General features: G+C 69.2%; 25 protein-coding genes. 12 read left to right on the top strand and 13 right to left on the bottom strand.

Annotation, left to right across the window (positions count from 1 at the left end):
- Positions 1-19: 19 nt before the first annotated feature.
- On the bottom strand, positions 20-385 hold the full coding sequence (locus AC4EEV_RS07080; RefSeq protein ID WP_165838007.1) for a DUF1048 domain-containing protein: 366 nt from the start codon (positions 383-385) through the stop codon (positions 20-22).
- Between the two features lie 2 nt (positions 386-387).
- Positions 388-735 (bottom strand): PadR family transcriptional regulator, encoded by a 348-nt coding sequence (locus tag AC4EEV_RS07075; protein ID WP_133830539.1) that lies wholly within the window; start codon positions 733-735, stop codon positions 388-390.
- Between the two features lie 193 nt (positions 736-928).
- Between AC4EEV_RS07075 and AC4EEV_RS07070 the strand changes: the two genes are divergently transcribed.
- From AC4EEV_RS07070 to AC4EEV_RS07030, 9 genes are read left to right on the top strand one after another with little or no spacing between them, the layout of a single operon-like run.
- The gene (locus AC4EEV_RS07070) at positions 929-1,285 is read left to right on the top strand and encodes an SPW repeat domain-containing protein (RefSeq protein ID WP_109045252.1); all 357 of its coding nucleotides are present in this window, start codon (positions 929-931) and stop codon (positions 1,283-1,285) included.
- Positions 1,286-1,302: 17 nt separating this feature from the next.
- Entirely contained in the window at positions 1,303-1,653 is a 351-nt protein-coding gene (locus AC4EEV_RS07065) for a CU044_2847 family protein (RefSeq protein ID WP_133830538.1), read from the top strand.
- Positions 1,654-1,658: 5 nt separating this feature from the next.
- Positions 1,659-2,999 (top strand): phosphoribosyltransferase family protein, encoded by a 1,341-nt coding sequence (locus AC4EEV_RS07060; RefSeq protein ID WP_491330858.1) that lies wholly within the window; start codon positions 1,659-1,661, stop codon positions 2,997-2,999.
- Positions 2,996-4,330 carry an erythromycin esterase family protein gene (locus AC4EEV_RS07055; RefSeq protein ID WP_491330520.1) on the top strand — a complete coding sequence of 445 codons (1,335 nt, stop codon included), beginning with the start codon at positions 2,996-2,998 and terminating at the stop codon, positions 4,328-4,330. Before AC4EEV_RS07060 ends, AC4EEV_RS07055 begins: the two co-directional genes overlap by 4 nt.
- A gap of 19 nt (positions 4,331-4,349) precedes the next feature.
- Positions 4,350-6,206 carry an acetate--CoA ligase gene (gene acsA / locus AC4EEV_RS07050; RefSeq protein WP_491330519.1) on the top strand — a complete coding sequence of 619 codons (1,857 nt, stop codon included), beginning with the start codon at positions 4,350-4,352 and terminating at the stop codon, positions 6,204-6,206.
- Positions 6,203-7,252, top strand: a complete 1,050-nt coding sequence (pdhA, locus tag AC4EEV_RS07045) for a pyruvate dehydrogenase (acetyl-transferring) E1 component subunit alpha (protein ID WP_491330518.1) — start codon at positions 6,203-6,205, stop codon at positions 7,250-7,252. Before acsA ends, pdhA begins: the two co-directional genes overlap by 4 nt.
- Positions 7,249-8,229, top strand: coding sequence for an alpha-ketoacid dehydrogenase subunit beta (locus AC4EEV_RS07040; RefSeq protein ID WP_491330517.1), 981 nt, complete (start codon positions 7,249-7,251; stop codon positions 8,227-8,229). Before pdhA ends, AC4EEV_RS07040 begins: the two co-directional genes overlap by 4 nt.
- Positions 8,222-9,712 carry a dihydrolipoamide acetyltransferase family protein gene (locus AC4EEV_RS07035; RefSeq protein ID WP_491330516.1) on the top strand — a complete coding sequence of 497 codons (1,491 nt, stop codon included), beginning with the start codon at positions 8,222-8,224 and terminating at the stop codon, positions 9,710-9,712. Before AC4EEV_RS07040 ends, AC4EEV_RS07035 begins: the two co-directional genes overlap by 8 nt.
- Positions 9,713-9,740: 28 nt before the next feature.
- Positions 9,741-9,983 (top strand): acyl carrier protein, encoded by a 243-nt coding sequence (locus AC4EEV_RS07030; protein WP_491330515.1) that lies wholly within the window; start codon positions 9,741-9,743, stop codon positions 9,981-9,983.
- Positions 9,984-9,988: 5 nt separating this feature from the next.
- On the opposite strand, the gene AC4EEV_RS07025 is transcribed toward AC4EEV_RS07030, so the two are convergent.
- The 5 genes from AC4EEV_RS07025 to AC4EEV_RS07005 all read right to left on the bottom strand — a co-directional run bounded on the left by AC4EEV_RS07025 (position 9,989) and on the right by AC4EEV_RS07005 (position 14,589).
- The gene (locus AC4EEV_RS07025; RefSeq protein WP_491330514.1) at positions 9,989-11,263 is read right to left on the bottom strand and encodes an MFS transporter; all 1,275 of its coding nucleotides are present in this window, start codon (positions 11,261-11,263) and stop codon (positions 9,989-9,991) included.
- A 126-nt stretch (positions 11,264-11,389) separates the two neighbouring features.
- Positions 11,390-12,790 (bottom strand): MBL fold metallo-hydrolase, encoded by a 1,401-nt coding sequence (locus tag AC4EEV_RS07020; RefSeq protein WP_491330513.1) that lies wholly within the window; start codon positions 12,788-12,790, stop codon positions 11,390-11,392.
- Between the two features lie 94 nt (positions 12,791-12,884).
- Entirely contained in the window at positions 12,885-13,181 is a 297-nt protein-coding gene (locus AC4EEV_RS07015; protein ID WP_491330512.1) for a rhodanese-like domain-containing protein, read from the bottom strand.
- A gap of 35 nt (positions 13,182-13,216) precedes the next feature.
- Positions 13,217-13,975, bottom strand: a complete 759-nt coding sequence (locus AC4EEV_RS07010; RefSeq protein ID WP_491330511.1) for a sulfite exporter TauE/SafE family protein — start codon at positions 13,973-13,975, stop codon at positions 13,217-13,219.
- Positions 13,972-14,589, bottom strand: a complete 618-nt coding sequence (locus tag AC4EEV_RS07005; RefSeq protein ID WP_491330510.1) for a rhodanese-like domain-containing protein — start codon at positions 14,587-14,589, stop codon at positions 13,972-13,974. Before AC4EEV_RS07005 ends, AC4EEV_RS07010 begins: the two co-directional genes overlap by 4 nt.
- A 123-nt stretch (positions 14,590-14,712) precedes the next feature.
- Here AC4EEV_RS07005 and AC4EEV_RS07000 point away from each other — a divergent pair, with 123 nt between their 5' ends.
- Both AC4EEV_RS07000 and AC4EEV_RS06995 read left to right on the top strand, forming a co-directional pair.
- Entirely contained in the window at positions 14,713-14,970 is a 258-nt protein-coding gene (locus AC4EEV_RS07000) for a metal-sensitive transcriptional regulator (RefSeq protein ID WP_109045264.1), read from the top strand.
- A gap of 40 nt (positions 14,971-15,010) precedes the next feature.
- The gene (locus tag AC4EEV_RS06995; RefSeq protein WP_133830525.1) at positions 15,011-15,427 is read left to right on the top strand and encodes a DUF302 domain-containing protein; all 417 of its coding nucleotides are present in this window, start codon (positions 15,011-15,013) and stop codon (positions 15,425-15,427) included.
- Between the two features lie 9 nt (positions 15,428-15,436).
- Here AC4EEV_RS06995 and AC4EEV_RS06990 read toward each other — a convergent pair whose 3' ends face one another.
- Together AC4EEV_RS06990 and AC4EEV_RS06985 are read right to left on the bottom strand one after the other, a co-directional pair.
- Positions 15,437-16,276, bottom strand: a complete 840-nt coding sequence (locus AC4EEV_RS06990; RefSeq protein ID WP_491330509.1) for a CDP-alcohol phosphatidyltransferase family protein — start codon at positions 16,274-16,276, stop codon at positions 15,437-15,439.
- Positions 16,273-16,698, bottom strand: a complete 426-nt coding sequence (locus tag AC4EEV_RS06985; protein WP_491330508.1) for a hypothetical protein — start codon at positions 16,696-16,698, stop codon at positions 16,273-16,275. The genes AC4EEV_RS06990 and AC4EEV_RS06985 overlap by 4 nt, the downstream gene beginning before the upstream one ends.
- 145 nt (positions 16,699-16,843) lie before the next feature.
- Between AC4EEV_RS06985 and AC4EEV_RS06980 the strand changes: the two genes are divergently transcribed.
- A complete protein-coding gene (locus tag AC4EEV_RS06980; RefSeq protein WP_109045268.1) occupies positions 16,844-17,389 on the top strand; it encodes a YceI family protein in 546 nt (181 codons plus the stop codon).
- Between the two features lie 94 nt (positions 17,390-17,483).
- Here AC4EEV_RS06980 and AC4EEV_RS06975 read toward each other — a convergent pair whose 3' ends face one another.
- The 4 genes from AC4EEV_RS06975 to AC4EEV_RS06960 form a co-directional block, all read right to left on the bottom strand.
- On the bottom strand, positions 17,484-18,029 hold the full coding sequence (locus AC4EEV_RS06975; RefSeq protein WP_109045269.1) for a copper resistance CopC family protein: 546 nt from the start codon (positions 18,027-18,029) through the stop codon (positions 17,484-17,486).
- 11 nt (positions 18,030-18,040) lie between these two features.
- Entirely contained in the window at positions 18,041-18,784 is a 744-nt protein-coding gene (locus tag AC4EEV_RS06970; protein WP_491330507.1) for a YcnI family copper-binding membrane protein, read from the bottom strand.
- A gap of 147 nt (positions 18,785-18,931) precedes the next feature.
- A complete protein-coding gene (locus AC4EEV_RS06965; RefSeq protein ID WP_491330506.1) occupies positions 18,932-19,519 on the bottom strand; it encodes a hypothetical protein in 588 nt (195 codons plus the stop codon).
- Between the two features lie 110 nt (positions 19,520-19,629).
- Positions 19,630-20,376 (bottom strand): ABC transporter permease, encoded by a 747-nt coding sequence (locus AC4EEV_RS06960; RefSeq protein ID WP_491330505.1) that lies wholly within the window; start codon positions 20,374-20,376, stop codon positions 19,630-19,632.
- Between the last annotated feature and the right edge of the window lie 36 nt (positions 20,377-20,412).

Genomic DNA, 20,412 nt, shown 5'->3' with positions numbered 1-20,412 from the left:
CCTTCCGGTGTGGGATCTCTCAGGCTTCGCCGGAAGCGGCCTGGTTGATGGTGTCGGTGAGGCGCTTGCGCTCCTTGTTGATCCACTGGCCGTCCGAGTAGTTGCTGATGAAGGTTTCGGCAAACTCCACGGGGTCATCGCCAACGATGTCGCGGATCGGGGTTCCGTCCGCTGCGGCCCCCTCGATGAGGTCGGCCAGGTCCTCGAGCATCTGCATGAGGATGTCGCCTTTGACGATGGCACCCGCATACGTGAAGTAGCGTTCCAGAGCGTCGATGGTGGTCCGGTAGCTGCCGGGCAGCTGTTCTTTGCGGGCCTTGTATTGGCGCCAGCGCTTCTTGTCGTCGAAGGAGCCGGTGACTTTTTCGAGCCATCCCTGCGTCATGGTCATTCTCCTTTTTCCTGCTGGTGGTTGGTGTGGTGGAGCTGCTCGATACGTTCGGCGAGGAAGCTCCAGGAAGTCCAGAACTCGTCCAGGTAACCGCTGCCGGAGGCGTTCAGCGAATAGACCTTCCGGGGAGGTCCTTTTTCCGAGGGGACTTTGGCGACGTCCACCAGGCCGCGCTGTTCGATGCGGACCAGCAGTGCGTAGACCGTGCCCTCGACGATGTCCGAAAAGCCCTGTTCACGCAGCCGGGCGGTGATTTCGTAGCCGTATGCCGGCTGGACGGCCAGGAGCGCCAGGACAATGCCCTCCAGCGTGCCCTTGAGCATTTCGGTCATTTGCTTGCCCATGGAATCCCCTTGGTACCTAGTGTTGCTGACTACTAGTAGATAGTAACACTGAGTAGTCGGCGCGCAACCCCCTGGGCAGGTCTTTCTGCCCTATTGGGTGCATGAGCGCAGGCGTTGACTTGAACCATGGGCAGCAGAGGCCCATAGGGCGGAGACGTACTGGCGTACCGCCCACACCAGAAAGGAAAGATCAGTGAAAAAGTGGTATCGGTGGCAGGACTATGTAGCGGCTGCCGCTGGACTCTTCACCGCCGTGGCGGTCTTGTTTACGCAGCAGCAAAACATGTCCACCACCCTCATGCTCGTCTTCGGCGGGCTCCTGGTGGTCAGCGGCATCATCAACCTGGCCATGCCCGGAACACCGGTCATGGAATACGCCCAGGCTGTCATTGCCGCAGTCTTGATCCTCTCGCCGTGGCTGGGGTCCTACACGGGCGCGACGGGCGCAGCGTGGACGTCGTGGATTGCGGGGGCAGTGGCGCTGGTGGTCACCGCGGTGGCCATCAAGCCGAGCACGGATGCCCAGCACAACCTGCGCATCTCGCACTAGACAGGGGAGCATCCGCCATGACTGAAGTGATGCGGTATGAGGTGGGATCCGGGACCGTGCTCGTTGAGGCTGCCGACAACAGCTATGGGGTGGACCACCCCGCGCGCAACGAGCAGGGGATCCTGGACACCGGCAGGAGGCTGGAAGATGCACTCGCCAGCGTCCGACCGGCGGCCCACGCCGCACTTGAGGCCATGGCGGAGCTGTACCCGGAACAGATCGAAATCGAATTTGGCGTGAATCTGGCGGGAGACGCGGGGGCGATGATAGCCAGGAGCAGTTCCGAGGCCCATTTCGTCCTCCGGATGTCCTGGACCCCCGCGGCCGGGGCGATCCTCCCCGCGGAAGAACTCCCACATGGCGGGTGAGCGTGATGGTTGCATTCCTGAACAGGGCCGACGCCGGGCGGCGGCTGGGCAAGCGGCTCACCGGACTCCGGGGACAAAACGTGGTGGTGCTGGGCCTGCCCCGAGGCGGCGTGCCCGTGGCGTTCGAGGTCGCCAAGGCCCTCGAGGCGCCACTGGACGTGATCGTGGTCCGGAAACTGGGCGTCCCGTTCCAGCCTGAGGTGGCCATGGGAGCCATCGGGGAGGGCAACGTCCGGGTCTTGGATCCACGCACCATCTCCATGGCCCGCGTCTCCCAGGAGGACCTGCAGCAGGTGGAACGGCGGGAGCGCACCCTGCTGGAGAGCAGGGTGGCACGGTTCCGGCAGGGGCGCCCCAGGCTCGACCTCACCGGCCGCACCGCGGTGATCGTGGACGACGGCATCGCCACCGGCTCCACTGCCAAGGCCGCCTGCCAGGTGGCGCGGCACCTGGGAGCCGCGAAAGTCATCCTTGCCGTGCCCGTGGCCCCTGCCCGGGCCATCGTGGAGCTCAAGGAACCGGACGATGTCGTCTGCCTGCTCTCGCCCCAGGACTTCCAGGCCGTGGGCTACTACTACCACGACTTTTCCCCCACCGAGGATGGCGAGGTGGTGCAGTTGCTGGATGCAGCCGCATCCCCGCCCTCCCATGGCGGCGTCGAAGGGAGCGACGGAAGCCTGGTGGACGAGGTCGAGATCCCGGACGGGATGGCCGTGCTGCGGGGCAGCCTATACCTGCCGGCCGTGTGCGACGGCACGGTGATCTTCGCCCACGGCAGCGGCAGCAGCCGGCACAGCCCGCGCAACCGTTTCGTGGCCTCCGTCCTGCACGGGGCGGGCCTGGGCACCTTGCTCCTGGACCTGCTGACCCCCGAGGAGGAAGTCAACCGTGCCAATGTCTTCAATATCGCGCTCCTGGCCCGGCGCCTCTCAGCCGCCACCCACTGGCTGGAGGTCCGGCATGACGGCTCGGCCGGACGGATCGGCTACTTCGGCGCGAGCACGGGTGCCGGAGCAGCGCTGTGGGCCGCTGCCGAGCCCGGCGCCGAAGTTGCCGCCGTCGTGTCCCGGGGCGGACGGCCTGACCTTGCCGGTCCGCGGCTCGACGCCGTCAGGGCCCCCACCCTCCTGATCGTTGGAAGTGCCGACACCCAGGTCCTCGCACTCAACCGCCAGGCAATGGCACGCATGCAGGCGCCCACCCGGCTCGAGATCGTCCCGGGGGCCACCCACCTGTTCGAGGAGCCCGGAACCCTGGCATTGGCCGCGAACCTGGCTGCCGACTGGTTCCACCACTACCTGCTGCCGTCACCGGTGGGCCGTACCGTACCGGAGGCCAGGGAATGACCGCCGACGCAGGCCGGCCGCTGGAACGCGAGCCGGAACATGCGGCGGAGGCCGCAGAAATCCGCCGGCTCGCGCACCCCCTGGCCACCGCCGACGGGCTTGAACCGTTGGTCCGCCTCGCAGCTCCCGCCCGATTCGTGTGCCTGGGCGAGGCGTCCCACGGCACCCAGGAGTACTACCACTGGCGGGCGCTTCTCAGCCGCCGGCTGATCGAAGAATACGGCTTCACCTGGGTTGGCGTGGAAGGCGACTGGCCCGACTGCTGGCGCATCAACCGTTGGGTCAGGGGAGAATCCGGGCAGGACCTCGATGCGCGGCGGTTGCTGGCCGGTTTTGAACGCTGGCCCACCTGGATGTGGGCCAACCATGAGGTTGCCGACTTCCTGACGTGGCTGCGTGAGTGGAACCTCCGGCTCCCCGCAGACCAGCGGACGGGCTTCTACGGCCTGGATGTCTACTCCCTGTGGGACTCCCTGCGGGAGATCTTCGCATGGCTGGACAACAACGCCCCGGATGCCCTGCCGGCTGCCTTGCGGGCCTGGCATTGCTTCATTCCCTTCCGGGAGGATCCCCAGCGCTACGCCGTGGGGAACCGCCTGGTTCCGCAGTCCTGCGAAGCGGACGTGGTGGCATTGCTGGCTGAAGTCCGGCGGCGCGCACTTGGCCGGATGCAGGACGATCCCGCCGCTTTTGACGCATTCCAGAACGCCGTCGTCGCGGCCAACGCCGAGCATTACTACCGGACCATGGTGCGCGGCGACCAGCAGTCCTGGAATATCCGCGACCTTCACATGAGCGACACCGCCGACCGCATCGCACGCCACCACGGGCCCGCATCCAAGGGGCTGGTGTGGGCGCACAACACGCATGTGGGCGACGCCCGGGCTACGGATATGGCGCATGGCGGGATGGTCAACGTCGGACAGCTGCTCCGCCAACGCCACGCGGGACAGGTGGTGCTGGCGGGGTTTGCGTCCTACTCAGGGTCCGTCACGGCGGCCGAGTCGTGGGGCTCTCCGGAGCGGGTGATGGACGTTCCGGCCGCTGTGCCGGGCAGTCACGAGGACCTGCTGAACGAGGTGCTGGGGGAACGGTCCCTGCTGGTGTTCGGGGCAGACCGGACCGGCCCCTGGCTGCCGGCCTGGCGCGGGCACCGGGCCATAGGTGTTGTTTACAACCCGCGGCGGGAATGGGGCAACTACGTGCCCACCCGGATGGGGGACCGTTACGACGCGTTGTTCTGGCATCCACGGACTGAAGCGCTGCGCCCGCTGCACCATGAGGACCAGCCCGGCGAACCTGAGCTCGAGACCGAACCCAGCGGGTTCTAGGCCAAACCAAAGGAGCATGATGGACCAGCCGAGCACCGCGGCCTCCGACGTCCAGGGTTCCACGCGCTGGCCCGCCATCATCAAGGACGTGGCTGCCTTCCCGGTGCCGCCCAACATGCCGGACTACGACGCAGCCCGGCGCGACTTCAGCTGGGACCAAGCCCGGCAGGCACTGGCCGGGCTGCCCGGGGGCCGGGGGCTGAACATCGCCTACGAGGCCGTTGACCGCCACGTGGCCGAAGGCCGCGGCGGCAAGGAAGCCCTGCGCTTCATCAGGGCCGACGGCGGCACCCGGTCCCTTGGCTACGGTGACCTTGCGGAGCAGTCCGGCAGGTTCGCGGCAGTGCTCCGGACCCTGGGGGTGGGGCGCGGTGAGCGGGTCTTCTCCCTCCTGGGCCGCAGCCCGGAGCTGTATGCCGCGGTGCTGGGAACCTTCAAGAACGGCAGCGTCTTCTGCCCGCTCTTCTCCGCCTTCGGCCCCGAACCGGTCAGGCAGCGGCTGCACCTCGGTGCCGGACGGGCACTGGTCACCACCAGGGCTTTGTACCGCAAGAAGGTGGCACCGGTGCGGGACAGCCTTCCCGAACTCCGCCACATCCTGCTGGCGGACGCGGACGGCACCCCCGAACCCGGGACCCTTGACCTGGCCGAACTCCTGTCCCGGGCGGACCCGATCGGGGAGGTCGCAGGCACCCAGCCGGAGGACATGGCCCTGCTGCACTTCACCAGCGGCACCACCGGCACGCCCAAGGGCGCCATCCACGTCCATGGCGCCGTGGCCGCCCATTACGCCACCGGCCGCTTCGCCCTGGACCTGCACCCGCAGGACGTCTACTGGTGCACCGCCGATCCCGGCTGGGTGACCGGCATGTCCTACGGCATCATCGCGCCGCTGGTGCACGGCGTCACCGCCATCGTGGACGAGGAGGAGTTGGACGCCGACCGCTGGTACCGGATCCTTGCGGACCAGCACGTCAGCGTCTGGTACACCGCCCCCACGGCACTGCGCATGCTCATGAAGGCCGGGGCCGAACGGGCAGCCGGGCATGACCTTTCGGCGCTGCGCTTCGTCGCCAGCGTGGGGGAGCCGCTGAACCCCGAGGCGGTGGTGTGGGGCCAGGAGGTCCTGGGCCTGCCGGTGCACGACAACTGGTGGCAGACCGAGACCGGCGGGATCATGATCGCCAACTATCCCGCCATGGACGTCCGCCCCGGGTCCATGGGCCGTCCGCTCCCCGGCATCGAGGCTGCGCTCGTGGCACGGGACGCCAACGGTAAAGCGGTCATTACGGACGGCCAGGCGGTCCTGGTCACGGAACCGGACACCATGGGTGAGCTGGCGCTGCGCCCCGGGTGGCCATCCATGTTCCGTGGCTACCTCAACGAGGAGGAGCGGTACCGGCGGTGCTTCGCCGGCGGCTGGTACCTCACCGGCGACCTGGCGAAACGGGACGCCGACGGCTACTTCTGGTTCGTCGGCCGTGGCGACGACGTCATCAAGTCCTCAGGCCACCTGATCGGCCCGTTCGAGGTGGAAAGCTGCCTGATGGAGCACCCTGCGGTGGCCGAAGCCGGGGTGATCGGAGTACCCGACCCCGTGGCCGGCGAGGTGGTCAAGGCCTTCGTGGAACTCAAGCCGGGCAACCAGCCCAGCCAGGACCTGCAACTGGAGATCATCGGCTTCGCCCGGAAACGGCTGGGCGCCGCCGTCGCACCCCGGCTGCTCGACTTCACCAGCACGCTGCCCAAGACCCGGAGCGGAAAGATCCTGCGCCGGCTTTTGAAAGCCCGCGAGCTGGGACTGCCCGAAGGCGACACGTCAACCCTGGAGGCGGCGGACGGACCTGCGCCGGGCCTCGGCAAGGAGCAGCCATGAGCACCCTGCGGAACCAGGCCATCCGCGACCAGGAACACGCCCTGCACCTGTTGCGGCAGATGCTGCGGGTCCGCCGGCTCGAAGAAAAATGCATTGAGCTGTACAGCGCGGCCAAGATCCGCGGTTTCCTGCACGTGTACATCGGCGAGGAAGCCGTGGCCGCCGGGGTGATGGAAACCCTGGCGCCCGACGACGCGGTGGTGGCCACCTACCGGGAGCACGGCCACGCCCTGCTCCGCGGCGTTTCCGCCGGTGCCATCCTCGCCGAAATGTACGGCCACGCCGAGGGCTGCTGCCGCGGCCGCGGCGGTTCCATGCACCTCTTCGACGCGGACGCGCGCTTCTACGGCGGAAACGCGATCGTGGCCGGTGGCCTGCCGCTTGCCGTCGGCCTGGCGCTCGCGGACCGGATGGCCGGGCGCCAGCGCGTGACCGCCTGTTTCTTCGGCGAAGGCGCCGTGGCCGAAGGCGAGTTCCACGAAAGCATGAACCTGGCCGCACTGTGGCAGCTCCCGGTGCTGTTCTGCTGCGAGAACAACCTCTACGCCATGGGAACCGCGCTGGGCCGTTCCGAATCCCAGACGGACATCGCGCTCAAGGCCGCCGGGTACGAAATCTCCGCGTGGGCCGTGGACGGGATGGACGTGCTCGCCGTCGAGGAAGCTGCCCGGCGGGCGGTGGATGCCGTCCGGTCCGGCGGCGGACCGCACTTCCTGGAACTGCGCACCTACCGCTTCCGCGCCCACTCCATGTTCGATCCGGAGCTGTACCGGGAGAAAACGGAGGTGTCCCGCTGGATGGAACGGGACCCGATCAGCCTGTTGCAGGGAACCATGCAGGCCGCGGACCAGCTGCCGGAGGAGACCTGGGCGGCGCTGGCGGCGGACGTGGACGCCGAGATCAGCACCGCGGTCGGGTTCGCCGAGAACGGCACGCCGGAACCGGTGTCCGAACTCATGCGGTTTGTGTACAGCGACCCGCCGGAGGCCGGCAGCGGCGTTGCCACCGCCGGCGGCGGCGCCGGGAAAGAAGGGGCGGCAGGATGAAAACCACGTACCGGGAAGCGATGCGGGCGGCCCTCCGTGACGCGATGCAACGCGACGAGCGGGTGTTCCTCATGGGCGAGGACGTGGGCAGGTACGGCGGCAGCTTCGCCGTGAGCCTGGGGCTGCTGGAGGAGTTCGGGCCCGAACGGATCCGTGACACGCCGCTGTCCGAGTCCGGGTTCGTCGGGGCGGGGATCGGTGCGGCGCTGGGCGGGATGCGGCCCGTCGTCGAAATCATGACAGTGAACTTCAGCCTGCTGGCGCTGGACCAGATCATCAACAACGCCGCCACGTTGCTGCACATGTCCGGCGGCCAGTTCAACGTGCCCATCGTCATCCGGATGACCACCGGCGCCGGGCGGCAGCTCGGTGCCCAGCACTCGCACAGCCTGGAAGGCTGGTACGCGCACATTCCCGGGCTGCGCATCCTGGCCCCCGCCACTTTGGCCGACGCCCGGGGCATGCTCTGGACCGCGCTGCAGGACCCGGACCCGGTGCTGGTCTTCGAGCACGGCTCGCTGTACAACATGGCCGGCGAGCTCGACGACGACGCCGGCGCCGTGGACATCGACAAGGCGGCGGTGGTGCGCCACGGGAACGGACTGACGCTTATCACCTACGGCGGCACGCTGCCCATGGTGCTGGAGGCCGCGGACCTGCTGGCCGCCGAAGGCATCGAGGCCGACGTGATCGACCTCCGGACCCTCCGGCCGCTGGATGCGCCCACCATCATGGACAGCGTGGCCCGGACCCACCGGGCCGTGGTGGTGGACGAGGGCTGGCGCAGCGGCAGCCTCTCGGCGGAGATTGCCGCCAGGATCTGCGAGCAGGCCTTCTTCGACCTGGACGCCCCGGTGGAACGGGTGTGCAGCCTGGAGGTGCCCGTCCCGTACGCCAAGCACCTGGAACAGGCAGCCCTGCCGTCGGTGGAGCGGGTCATGGCGGCCGCCCGGAGGGCCGTGGGGACCCATGGCTGAATTCCGGATGCCGTCCCTGGGCGCAGACATGGAGCACGGCAAGGTGGTGGAGTGGCTGGTCAAGCCGGGTGACTACGTCCACAAGGGGGACCTCGTGGCGGCCGTGGACACGGACAAGACCGTGATGGACATCGAGTCTTTCGAGGACGGCGTCGTCGCCGAGTTCCTGGTGGACATCGGCGACACCGTGCAGGTGGGGACCCCCATCGCCCGGATCACGGCCACCCCCGCCGAACTCCCGCCGCCACCCGCGCCCCAACCCCCGCGCACTTCCGGCAGCATTCCCCCCGACGCCCGCTCACCTTTGACAGCAAAAGAGGCAACGCCCGCTCACCCGGGTGCCACGGGCGGCCACCCGGAACCCGGCGCCAAGGTTCCGCCGCCGGTCCGGCACCTGGCGCACACGCTGGGGGTCGACGTCGGACGCCTCAGCGGGAGCGGAGCCGGCGGAGAGGTGACCCGGGCCGACGTCGAACGCGCCGCTGCGGCGTCCGGCACCCGGGCGCCGGAGCCGGCAACAGCACCCGAAGCGCACCGCGTGCGGTCCTCGCCGCTGGCCCGGCGGCTGGCGGCGGAACTAGGGGTGGACCTGCCGGTCGTAACGGGCACGGGCCCGGGCGGTGCCGTCACTGAGGAGGACGTGCTCGCCGCCGTCCCGCCGCGGGGGCGTTCGGGGGAACCCGGCGCGGACAAGCCGGCGGAAGCGCCGCCGTCGGAAGCCCGCCCGCCGGCGCCCGCGCAGCCAACGGCGCCAGGGAACGCACCGGAAAAGGCGCTGCCCGCAGCACCCCGGCAGGAGCGGGCTGCAGCCGGCAGCAAGGCGGAGAGCCTGCGGCAGGCAATCGGCGCGCTGATGTCCCGGTCCAAGAAGGAAATCCCGCACTACTACCTCGCCACCACCCTGGATCTTGCGGCGGCCATGGCGTGGATGCAGGCGGCCAACCAGCAGCGGCCCGTCACCGCCCGCCTGGTGCCCTCCGCCCTGCTGCTCAAGGCCACCGCCCTCGCGGCGAAAGAGGTGCCGGACATGAACGGCTTCTTCACCAGGGGCGCGTTCCAGCCCAGCAGCGCGGTGCACCTGGGCGTCGCGGTGGCCCTGCGGCACGGCGGGATCGTGGCCCCGGCCGTGCACGACGCAGACACCCTGACGCTGGACGACCTCATGGAGCAGCTGCGCGGCCTGGTCAGCCGGGCCAGGGCCGGCCGGCTGCAGCGCGCGGAGATGGCAGACCCCACCATCACCGTCACCAACCTTGGCGACCTCGGCGTCGAAAGCGTCTACGGCGTGATCTATCCGCCGCAGGTGGCCATGGTGGGTTTCGGCAAGATCCTCGAACAGCCGTGGGCGCACAACGGGATGCTCGGCATCCGGCACGCCGCCACCGCCACCCTGTCCGCGGACCACCGGGTCAGCGACGGGCTGCGCGGCGGCCGCTTCCTAACCAGGATCGACGAACTGCTGCAAACGCCGGAGGACCTGTGATCCGGACCCGTGTGACCGAGGAGGAACCGTGAACCAAGAGGACGCGCGCCTGGCCGTGGAGGCGGCGATCGGCAAAGTAGCGCCCGACGTCGAACCCGCGGACCTGGACGGCACCGCCAGGCTGCGCCAGGACCTGGAACTGGACTCGCTGGATTTCCTTCGCCTGGTGGAGGTCATCGCCGAGTCCACGGGCGTGGATATCCCGGAGGCCGACTACCCTGCGGTGGCTACGGTGGGCGGGCTGGTGGAGTACCTGGCCGGGCACGGATAAAGGGGCTATCCCGCCGCGTGGTCGTTCCCGCGCATCCGCGCCGCAACCACCAGGCCCGAGAGTGCGGTGAGCACCGCGACGGCGGCGATGGCCGCGGGGATGCCGTAGAGGTCCGCGAGCACTCCGGAGAGCAGGGCACCCACGGCGAATCCGGCGTCGCGCCACAGCCGGTACACGCCCACTGAACGGGCGCGCCACCCCGGGTGGGCGACGTCGCCGATGGCTGCCAGCAGTGTTGGGTAGACCATGGCGGTACCGAGGCCCAGCACGACGGCGGCGGCGAGCCATGGTGCGAAGGCGTGCGCGGAGGCAATGACCGCCAGGGCGCCGGCTTGGACCAGCATGCCCGCGGCGATGAACCACTTGCGTCCCCAGCGGTCCGAGGCGGCGCCGGTCACCAGTTGGGCGGCGCCCCAGGCCGCCGGGTAGGCGGCGGCCAGGATGCCGATCTGGCCCAGGCCAAGCCCGGCGCCGGCGAACAGGACAGGGAAGAGGCCCCACGCCAGGCCGTCGTTGAGGTTGTTCACCAGCCCGGCCTGGCTGGCCGCGGAGAGTGAGCGGTCCGTGAAGCTGGTGAGGGTGAATACCTGGCCGGTGGTGAGGCCGGCATGGGCGGTATTCCGTCCTGTGGCATGCTGCGCGGCCTCGGTCCGGGCATGGTGGTGGGTTTCGCGGACGGCCAGGACCGTGAGGCCCAGACCCAGGGCGATGTACGCCGCTCCCAGCAGGAATGGGGCCGGGCGCAGGCCGTAGGCGGTGGCGAGGTAGCCAGTGGCCAGGGCCGTCACGGCTACCCCGAGATAGCCCGCGGCCTCGTTGAAGCCCATGGCCAGGCCGCGCTGCTTAGGACCCACGAGGTCCATTTTCATGATCACGGCGGTGGACCAGGTGAGGCCCTGGCTGACGCCGAGCAGCACGTTGGCCGCCACGATCCAGCCCCAGGACGGAGCGAGCATGAGCATCAGCGGGACGGGGACCGCGGCCAGCCAGCCGGCGATGAGGACCGGTTTCCGGCCGTACCGGTCCGAGAGGGTTCCGGCGAAATAGTTCATGGCGGCCTTGGACAGGCCGAAGGCGAGGATGTAGGTCAGTGCGCCCGTGTACAGGTCGAGGTGGAATTCCCGGGCGGCAAGCAGGGGAAGGACGGTGCGCTCCTGGCCCAAGGTGCCGCCCACCAGTGCGTTCACGGCCACCAGCAGCATGAACTGGGCCAGGTTCTGCCGCAGGCCCGGCACCGCCGGGGTGGATCCGCTGGTGCTGCGGAAGGTGGTGCCCTGCATGGTGGCTCCGTTCTGGTGGCTCCGTTCTGGGGAGGCGGAAGGTGGCCCGGACGCGCGGGGGACGCGTCCGGGCCGGGCCCGGGCAGGAGGGGGGTCCTGCCCGGGCGGTCTGGGGGAATTGCCTGCTCAGGCTGCGGGGACGCTGTTCCGCCAGGCGTTCCAGGCGGCGTAGCTGCCGTCGAGTTCGACGACGTCGTACCCGGCACGGCGCAGGGCGCTGGCGGCCACGGAGTTGCGCACGCCGGACTGGCAGTAGGACACGATGGTGCCGCCGGCGGGCAGCTCATCCAGGTGCCACATCACGCGGCCGCCGCTGAGCTGGTGGGAGCCGGGGATGTGTCCTGCCTTGTGCTCGGTCTTGTTGCGGACGTCCAGGACCATGGCCGCTTCGAAACCCTCGAGTTCCTCAGGCTGGATCAGGCTCGGCGTGAAGGTGGGCAACCCCTTGATGTCGGTGAGGTAGCCGGCCACGTTGTCGATGCCCACGCGGACCAGATGGTCCCACAGGTCCTGGGCCTGTTCCTGGTCTTTGGCCAGGAGCACCAGCGGGTTCGTGTCCGTTTCCGGGTTGACCACCCAGGCGCCGTAGCTGGCAACGGACTTGCCGGCCGGTACGTTCAGGGACCGGACCACCGTGCCCTGGTGGACTTCGCTGCTGGAGCGGGTGTCGATGAAGGTCAGGGTATCCCCGGCCAGGCCCTTGGCGACGGTGTCCGTGTCCAGTTCCTGCAGCGGGGCGCGTTCGCCCATGACGGCGGGGCCTTCCCGGTTTTCGCGCTTCATGCGGGCGAAGTAGGCGTGGGCGTCGGGCTGGCCGTCGAGCAGTTCGTTGATGAAGCCCTGTTCGTCGTTGGTGGCCAGGTAGGGGCCCCACCAGGCGTAGAGGCGTTCGTAGCCCACGGTGGAGGAAGGGATGGCGCCCAGGGCCTTGCCGCAGGCGCTGCCGGCGCCGTGGCCCGGGTGGACCTGGACGTAGTCCGGCAGGGCAAGGAATTTGTCGCGGAGGCTGGCGAACAGCTGCTTGGCGCCCTCGAAGCGGGTGTCGATGCCGCCGGCGGCCTCGTCCAGCAGGTCCGGCCGGCCCAAATCGCCGGAGAACACGAAGTCTCCGGAGAGCAGGTAGCCGGGCTCGTCGCTGAACGCACGGTCGGTGACCAGGAAGGACAGGTGCTCCGGGGTGTGGCCGGGGGTGTGGACTGCCCTGATGGTGATGTTGCCCAGGGTGATGGTGTCGCCGTCGTGCAGCCGCTCGCCGTCGAACCCGTACTGCCAGTCGGGTCCGCCCTCGCCGGACACGTAGATCTTCGCGCCGGTGGCGGCGGCCAGTTCGCGCGTGCCGGAGAGGTAGTCGGCGTGGACGTGGGTCTCGGTGACGGCCACGATCTGCATGCCGTTCTTGGCGGCAAGGTCCCTGTAGACGGCGATGTCCCGGCGGCCGTCCACCACGATTGCCTCGCCCTTGGCTTGGCAGCCGATCAGGTAGCTGGCCTGGGCCAGGTCTTCGTCGTATATGCGTTCAAGCAGCATCTGGTGCTCCTTCGAAGGGAAAAGATATGAAATCCTGGGACCAATTTTAGATACCAGGGGGGGTATACAACAACTAGAGATATCCCCCGGAATGTCAGGTGGTGGGAAGTCCGGCGCGGGTCCAGGCGGTCATGCCGCCGGCCATGGTGTCCGCTGCGTAGCCGGCGCCGTTGAGGGCGTCGGCGACCGCGGCGCTGCGGTTGCCGCTGCGGCAGACCGCGATGACCGGGACGGCCGGGTCGAGCTCGCCCAGGCGCGCCTGCAATTGGCCCATGGGGATGTGCAGGGCCCCGGGGATCATGCCTTCGGCGACTTCGAAGTCCTCGCGGACATCGAGGATTCGGGCGGCGTGGCGGCGCTGGTCGGCTTCGGTGATGGTGATTTCAGCCATGGTGGTTCTCCTTCGGGCTAACGGTGTTGGGGGTGTCAGGCGGTGACGGTACCGGCGGTGACCCACGCCGCGACGGCGAAGATCAGCACCGCGAATGAGATGCGGATGTGCTGGTCCTTCACGTGGCGCGCGAACCGCGCGGCAACCAGTGATCCCAGGATGGCCGGGGCGGCGAAGGCCAGGGTGGTGGCCCAGTCGATCGTGTAACCGGCGGCGTGGGCGCTGAATCCGGCTGCGGAGTTGACCACGATGATCGCCAGCGAGGTTCCCACCGCCTGTTTCATCCGCAGGCCCAGGAGGATGGTCAGTGCGGGAGTGATGAGGAACCCGCCGCCCACGCCAAGCAGTCCGGTGAGGAACCCGACGAGCAAGCCAACACCCACGGCCTTGGGTGCGCAGGACCGGAAGGCCCGGTTGGGCCCCGTGCTGCAGGTTCCCTCGCTTTCACGGGGTTTGCTCAGCATCCGGATGCCCGCGGCCACCATGATTCCGGCAAACGCCAGCATCAGGATGGCCGGATCCAGGACTTTGCCGACCGCGGCGCCGGCCCAGGCGGCCGGAATGCCGGCGGCCCCGACCAGTGCGATGACGGGCCAGTTCAGGCCCTCCCGGACGCGGGGGAGCAGGGCTGCCAGTGACGATATGCCCACCACCAGCAGCGACGTGGGGATGGCCTGGGCGGGGCTCAAACCCACCCCGTACACCAGTGCGGGAACGGCGATGATGGAGCCGCCGCCGCCCACCACGCCCAGGACGATTCCGACGACGAGCCCCAGACCCAGGGCAGGGATCATGCCGCGGCGTCCTCTTTAGTGCCATGGACGGGAAGCTGCAGGATGGCGCTTTCGCGGGTGGGCTCCGCGGCGGCCTTGTTCCAGGGCATCGCCGAGAGGGCCTTGCCCATGGCGCAGGTGTTGGTGGCGGCGGAGAAGGTCAGGCCAGTGCCGATGGCTCCGGCCAGCATCCGTACTTTGGGGGATACAAACTTGCCGCCGGCCAGTCCCAGCATCACCAGGGATCCGGCGGCCAGGCGGACCTGGCGCTCCATGTCCCAGCGGTCCTTGCCCTTGACCACGTCGCCGCCGGCGGCCGCGAATCCGGGCACCCCGCCGGTGAGGACATAGGCGGAATCGAGGCCAGCCGCCGCCATCCGCTGGCGGGCCTGCTCGGCCCGGACGCCGGACTGGCAGACCAGGACCACGCGTGAGCCCAGCCGGGCGGCGAGTTCTCCGGTGTGCTCGGAGAGGAGGGGCAGCGGCACGTTGTAAGAACCGCGGATGTGCATGGACTCGAATTCAGCAGCGGAACGCACGTCGATCACCATCAGGTCCTGGTGCGTGTTGAACCACGTCCCGAGGGTCTCGGGGGCGAGTGCGGTAACAGCGGTTGCTGTGGAAAGGGATGTCATGGGGGCCTCTCAAAAGGGGGCTGGTGGATACCCCACCGAGTATCACAGATACCCCCGGGGGTAGTCAAAACACCCGTGGGGGTATACCCTTGGAGGGAGCACCCCACCGATGGAGAACCCCTTATGGAACTGAACCCAACCGAACTCACGCCCGTGATCAACCGCCTCAAGCGCGCCCAGGGCCAGCTCGCCGCCGTCACCCGGATGCTCGAGGAAGGCCGGGACTGCAAGGACGTCGTCACCCAGTTGGCGGCCGTCTCCAAAGCCCTTGACCGCGCCGGCTTCGCCATCATCGCCACCGGCCTGGAGCAGTGCATCACCCAAAAAGACGAAACCATGGACCGGAAAGAGCTGGAGAAGCTCTTCCTCTCCCTCGCCTGACCCGTCCGCAGGACACTTTCCGGCAACTTCGAGGAGCATCATGACCTACACGCTGGCCACCACCGTCGCCCTTCCCTGGGCCGAAGCGCTGGAACGCACCCGCGCGGCCCTTGCGGCGCAGGGCTTCGGGATCCTGACGGAAATCAACATCCGCTCCACCTTCGAAGCCAAGCTCGGCACCGACGCCGCAGACGCCGTCGGGGACTATGTCATCCTTGGCGCCTGCAACCCATCCCTTGCCAGCCGCGCCCTCGCCGCCGAACCGCAAATGGGCGCCCTGCTGCCGTGCAACGTGGTGGTGCGGCGGAAGGCAGATGCCCAGGAAACCACCGTTGAGGCGATCGACCCGCAGGCCATGGTCCAGCTCAGCGACGCGCCTGCGGTCAAGGACGTGGCGGACGACGCCGGGACGCGGCTCCGGAAGGCCCTCGCCAGCTTGGACGGGGCAGCAGGATAGCCGCTCAGCTCAGGGCGTGATTGGTCCGGAGCCTGCCTTGGCGGCGCCGGATTCCAGGAGAACTGCACGGTGGCGGCGCTCCAGCTGGACCACGTCCCGCCCGAAGGAAAACGCCAGCAGCGCGAGGGCCGCGACCGGAATGGACACCGCGGCGGCCGCGGGGATGCCGGGAATCAGCGGCAGGAGCAGCGCGAACGGCTGAAACGCCCCGATTGCCTTCCGTGACGGGCTAGTTGGTAACGGCGCGCGGAGGTGCGGCCGGAATCGTCCCGCGGCCACGAAAACGTAATACATCCCCCCAATCGCCAGCACCCACGGCCCCACCCGGGCAGCGACCGCAACGGACAACGCCAGGACCAGCCCGGCGTCGGTGGCCGCATCAAACCGCGCCCCCGCCGTGGAGGACAGCCCGGTCCGCCGGGCCACCGCCCCGTCCACCCCGTCCAGCGCAAAGGCCAGCCCGCCCAGGACCGGAATCAGCAGGTCCGCCCGCGGCCCCGTAAACAGCTGGGGGACCGCCAATGCGGCGCAGAGGGCGGCGAGGACGGCGCGCAGCAGCGTCACGCGGTCGGCCGGGGTGGAGAACCTGGGGGCCCGCCGCAGCACGGAAGCAGCCGCCGCGCCCGTGACCATCGCGCCCGCACCCAGGCCTGCCAGCTGCAGGGGAATTCCGGGGGCTGACAAGGACGACAGCCACAGCGCCAACAAACCGTAGGCGGCCAGGGCGGCCAAGGCGTCGGGGACGGCACGTCCGGCCGCGCCGCGAGGCCCTGCCGCCTCCGCCCGCACGCTGACGACGGCGGCTGACCCGGGCCACCGGCGTGCCGCGGAATCCGGACGGGGAATCACGTGCCGGGACGCGTCGCGCGGCGCTTCACGACGGCGGAGCGCCGCTTCCCGGACACCCGCGCCAGTCCCACGGCGGCCAGGAGGGCGCCCGCTCCCTCGGCGACGGCGCTGAGGGTCTTCGAGAAGAACCAGACGGGATCGTACATGGCGGGGATCGGTCCGATAGCCGGGATATCAACGTACCTGTACAGCATCACGGCCGCGAAGGCGCTCAGTGCCACCAGCAGGGCCACGGCATAGGCCGCCCGGCTGCCGCGGAGCAGGACAAAGATTCCGGCCACGAGCGCCGCCGCGGCCTCCAAGAGGAACAGGGTGCCCTGGCTGACGGTGCCCGGCTGGGCGTTCTGGTAGCCCGGGGCCAGGAACAGGTGTACGCCGGCGTCAATGAACAACGCAAGGGCGGTCAATAGTCTTAGTGCCACGCTTATGTATACGCCCGAAGTTCCCTTCCGGTTCACCCGGCCCCCTTATAAATGCGGGTCCGATGCGGAATATTTAGGACCATCCGCAACCTTGCGCCCATAGCGGGCAGCAAAGCCTGCGGCCCTACGAGCAAGGAGAATGACCATGACCCTTCCCCAGCAACTCACCCCTGGAACCTGGACCCTGGACATGTCGCACAGCGAGATCGGCTTCAGCGTCCGGCATGCCGGGATCAGCAAGGTCAGGGGCCGCTTCACCGATGCCCAGGCCGAAGCCCGGGTGGGGGAGTCCCTGGCCGAATCCACCGTGCATGCCACCGTGGCCACGGCAAGCTTCGACTCCGGGGATGCCAACCGTGACGCGCACGTCCGGGGTGAGGACTTTTTCGACGTCGAGAAGTTTCCCGAGATGACATTCCGCGGCACCGCCATTGAGGGTGACGGCGAGGAATACACCCTGACGGGCGACCTGACCATCAAGGGTGTCACCAAACCGGTCGAGCTCGAGGTGGAGTTCACCGGTGTTGCCGTGGATCCTTTCGGCGCCACGAGGGCAGGCTTCTCCGCCGAAGCCGAGATCAGCCGCAAGGACTTTGGCCTGACGTGGAACGCCGCCTTGGAAGCCGGCGGCCTGCTGGTCAGCGACAAGGTGAAGATCAACCTTGAAGCCGCGCTCGTGAAGCAGGGCTGATACAGGGATCTACCCGACGACCCGGGGGCGGGCTCTGCGCATGTGGCGCAGAGCCCGCCCCGGCCGTTTGTGGCGTCGTCAGGCGCTGGCTATGTCAGGCGTCGGACTCCGCGCTCCGGAGCCGCCGCCGCACCAGCACCGCCCCGCCGGCCAAGCCGATGACCAGGACGGCGGCAGCCCCGCCGGCAATCAGCACTCCTGCCTGGGGCCCGCCGGAACCGGCAGCAGCAGCTGGGGCCGGCGCCGCACTGGAGTTTCCGGCGCCGGCCGTGAACGTGAAGGTTCCTTCGATGGGGTGCCCATCGGAGGAAGCCACCCGCCAGATCACCGTGTATTTGCCCGCCGGTGCACCGGCCTTCACGGCCTGGGTGACATGGTTGTCGACAATCGTGACGGCGCCGTCGGCCTGGTCCGTGCCGGTCTCATCCTGCACCTGGATCACCGAGCCGATGCCCATCGGCGTGCGGTCGAAGGTCAGTCCGATCTGGCCGGGGACTGCCGGAACAGACGATCCATTCGCAGGATCGCTGGATTCGAGCACATCGTGCGCCTGCGCGGGCGCGGCCAGGACAACCGAACATGCCGCCACGGCCAGGACCAGCAGGCAGCGCCGGAACCAGCGGAGCAGATTCGCAAACATCCGGGCCCCTGCTACTTGGCTGCCGGGCGGGACCGGCGGCCGGCCAGCACCAGTGCCAGGGCGGCGGCGCCCAGGACAAACCCTGCAGCGCCGAGGACAACGCCCCAGATTGAGGTCGCATCGGAGGTGCGCTCGATGGCCTCCGGGGCTTCGGGAGCAGTCGAGGCGGCAGCCGAGGCCGGGGTGGTGTGCGCCGCGGCGCCGTCCACGGCTGTGGTGGTGAAGGAGGGGGCCGGGTGCTTGGGCTCGGGCTGCCCGTCAGCACTGCGCTCGTTCCAGTTCACCACCGTCCCGTCGCTGTAACCCTGGGCGGCCTCCAGCACCACCGTGGTCCCCTCGGCCGGGAGGCGGCCTACCGAGAGCGAAAACGCCTGGTACTGGTTCTGCCCCAACTGGTGGGCTTCGTCCGCGGTCCAGACCACGGAAGTAGGTGCCTTGGTGACCGTGGCGCCGGCCACCGTCACCGGCGTGGGCAGGTCACCGGTGATGACCTGCGCGGTCCAGCCCTCCACCGGTTTGACCGAGACGGAGGTGAAGGGTGTGTCGGTGGGCAGCTTGACCTCAAGCTTGTTCGTCTTGGCGGTGGGGGACTCGTTGGGGACGTTGAAGGTCAGGCGCGAGTAGCCGTTGGCGCCGGTGTCGCCCGGATCCACGGAGACATGGGCTGACGCGGCGGCGGCGCCGGCGGCGAGCATTCCGGCTGCTGCGGTGATGGCGGCGAAGGCTCTGGCGGTGCGGCGGATTGAGGTATTCATGATGTCGCTTTCACAAGGTATGGGTGCGCCGGGGGCGGCCTGCGGCTGCGGCCGGGCGCGAGGACATGGCTGACCGGGGCGCGCGCAATGGCAGCGGTCCAAGGGCATCGCCTTGGGCCCGGGCAGCATGGTGGGGGCAGGTGCCGCTCAGGAGGCGGCAGCGCGCGGCGGACCGCGCAGTGCGGGAAGCCGGAGGACCTCGGCGCGCAGCACCACAACAACGCGGCGCGGAGCCGGAAGCTGCGGCCAGTCGGGAAGGAACGCCGCTGTCAGGATACGGATCAGCGGCCGCAGCCAGGCCGCGAGGGCCCAGACGGCCGCTTCGCCGCGGGCCAGCACCAGGGCGGTGGACACGGTGGCCGCGGCGTGGAGGACCAGCATCAGCGGGTCCGTAGCGTGGAGGTGTTCCGGGGCCGCTGCCACTGCTGCCGCGGCGAGCGGTTCGCCCGGGTGGACGTGGCCTTCCGGAGCAGGAGTGAAGCCGGACGAAGCGGACAGGGTGCTGAAGGCCTCGTGGAGGAGCAGTTGGCCGCCGATGAGCAGGCCGGCCATCATTGGGGAGTTGACCCGGATCCTGGCGAGCACCATGACGGGCAGCAGCACCAGGGCAAAGAGCCCGGCGACGATGGCCGGGTGCGGCATCACGCCACGGGCCACCACGTGGGCTCCGGCAGCGAGGGCGAACATTGCCGCCGTGAACGCGAAGGCGCGGGGGAAGCGGAACGGCGCGCTCATGCCAATCGCCACCCCTTCTTCCACTGATTACCCGGTACCACTTTAGGGAAAGCAGCACCCCGGCGCGTAATCGGCGCCCCGTGCTGCCGGGGCCGTGACGGCGCGCAGCCCTACAACGGGTCGGGCCGGACCGTGACGTTGCCCAGCGAACGGATCAACGCGACGGCGGTAATGGACCCTGCCGCCATGATGGACGCCAGCACCACCACCTGGAACCGGCCGGCTTCCAGGGGCGAAGCGCCGCCAAAGATGGCGCCCACGAATGCGCCGGGAAGCGTGACCAGTCCGGTGGTCCTGGTTTGGTCCGTGGCGGGGATCAGCGCCGAATGCACCGCCTGCCGGGCCTGGCTGAGGGTGGCCTGCCGGGGCGTCGCGCCCAGCGCCAGCCAGCCCTCCACCTGGTCCCACTGCTCCAGGACGGCCTCGACGAAGCGGCGGCCGGCCAGCGTGGCAATGGTCATGGAGTTGCCGATCACAATCCCGCCCACGGCCAGGGCGTAGCGCGGCGAAAATTCGATGGCACCGGTGCCGAAGACGATTGCGACCGTCACCAGGATGCCGGCCGCCATGGTTGCGGCCACCACGGCGAACCGCCGCCAGGACCAGCTGAGCCGCCGCGTAGCCGTCACGGACGCCACGGAGAACATGACCAGCAGGGCCAGGCCGACCCACGCCGGGCTGGTGATCACCCCTCCCAGGACAAGGCTGATGATTGCAAGCTGCAGCACGCCGCGGAGGATGGCCAGGGCGGGGGAGAGGTACGACGGCGTGCGCGAGCCCCAGAGGATGCCCACCGTGAGTGCCGCCAGGATGGCGATGGCCGCGAGGGTGGGGGCCAGTGCGGCAACGTCGGGCATCTGCCCAGCTTACTGACCCCGTGGCTTACCGGTGCC

The sequence above is a fragment of the Pseudarthrobacter sp. MOO14 genome (genome assembly GCF_058267675.1).
This window is presented reverse-complemented; position numbering and strand designations above follow the sequence as displayed.

Bases quoted from the DNA above. Each gene is read 5' to 3' on its own strand.
- AC4EEV_RS07080 (WP_165838007.1), bottom strand. From the start codon at position 385: ATGACGCAGGGATGGCTCGAAAAAGTCACCGGCTCCTTCGACGACAAG.
- AC4EEV_RS07075 (WP_133830539.1), bottom strand. From the start codon at position 735: ATGGGCAAGCAAATGACCGAAATGCTCAAGGGCACGCTGGAGGGCATT.
- AC4EEV_RS07065 (WP_133830538.1), top strand. From the start codon at position 1,303: ATGACTGAAGTGATGCGGTATGAGGTGGGATCCGGGACCGTGCTCGTT.
- AC4EEV_RS07060 (WP_491330858.1), top strand. From the start codon at position 1,659: ATGGTTGCATTCCTGAACAGGGCCGACGCCGGGCGGCGGCTGGGCAAG.
- AC4EEV_RS07055 (WP_491330520.1), top strand. From the start codon at position 2,996: ATGACCGCCGACGCAGGCCGGCCGCTGGAACGCGAGCCGGAACATGCG.
- acsA (WP_491330519.1), top strand. From the start codon at position 4,350: ATGGACCAGCCGAGCACCGCGGCCTCCGACGTCCAGGGTTCCACGCGC.
- pdhA (WP_491330518.1), top strand. From the start codon at position 6,203: ATGAGCACCCTGCGGAACCAGGCCATCCGCGACCAGGAACACGCCCTG.
- AC4EEV_RS07040 (WP_491330517.1), top strand. From the start codon at position 7,249: ATGAAAACCACGTACCGGGAAGCGATGCGGGCGGCCCTCCGTGACGCG.
- AC4EEV_RS07035 (WP_491330516.1), top strand. From the start codon at position 8,222: ATGGCTGAATTCCGGATGCCGTCCCTGGGCGCAGACATGGAGCACGGC.
- AC4EEV_RS07025 (WP_491330514.1), bottom strand. From the start codon at position 11,263: ATGCAGGGCACCACCTTCCGCAGCACCAGCGGATCCACCCCGGCGGTG.
- AC4EEV_RS07020 (WP_491330513.1), bottom strand. From the start codon at position 12,790: ATGCTGCTTGAACGCATATACGACGAAGACCTGGCCCAGGCCAGCTAC.
- AC4EEV_RS07015 (WP_491330512.1), bottom strand. From the start codon at position 13,181: ATGGCTGAAATCACCATCACCGAAGCCGACCAGCGCCGCCACGCCGCC.
- AC4EEV_RS07010 (WP_491330511.1), bottom strand. From the start codon at position 13,975: ATGATCCCTGCCCTGGGTCTGGGGCTCGTCGTCGGAATCGTCCTGGGC.
- AC4EEV_RS07005 (WP_491330510.1), bottom strand. From the start codon at position 14,589: ATGACATCCCTTTCCACAGCAACCGCTGTTACCGCACTCGCCCCCGAG.
- AC4EEV_RS07000 (WP_109045264.1), top strand. From the start codon at position 14,713: ATGGAACTGAACCCAACCGAACTCACGCCCGTGATCAACCGCCTCAAG.
- AC4EEV_RS06995 (WP_133830525.1), top strand. From the start codon at position 15,011: ATGACCTACACGCTGGCCACCACCGTCGCCCTTCCCTGGGCCGAAGCG.
- AC4EEV_RS06980 (WP_109045268.1), top strand. From the start codon at position 16,844: ATGACCCTTCCCCAGCAACTCACCCCTGGAACCTGGACCCTGGACATG.
- AC4EEV_RS06975 (WP_109045269.1), bottom strand. From the start codon at position 18,029: ATGTTTGCGAATCTGCTCCGCTGGTTCCGGCGCTGCCTGCTGGTCCTG.
- AC4EEV_RS06970 (WP_491330507.1), bottom strand. From the start codon at position 18,784: ATGAATACCTCAATCCGCCGCACCGCCAGAGCCTTCGCCGCCATCACC.
- AC4EEV_RS06965 (WP_491330506.1), bottom strand. From the start codon at position 19,519: ATGAGCGCGCCGTTCCGCTTCCCCCGCGCCTTCGCGTTCACGGCGGCA.
- AC4EEV_RS06960 (WP_491330505.1), bottom strand. From the start codon at position 20,376: ATGCCCGACGTTGCCGCACTGGCCCCCACCCTCGCGGCCATCGCCATC.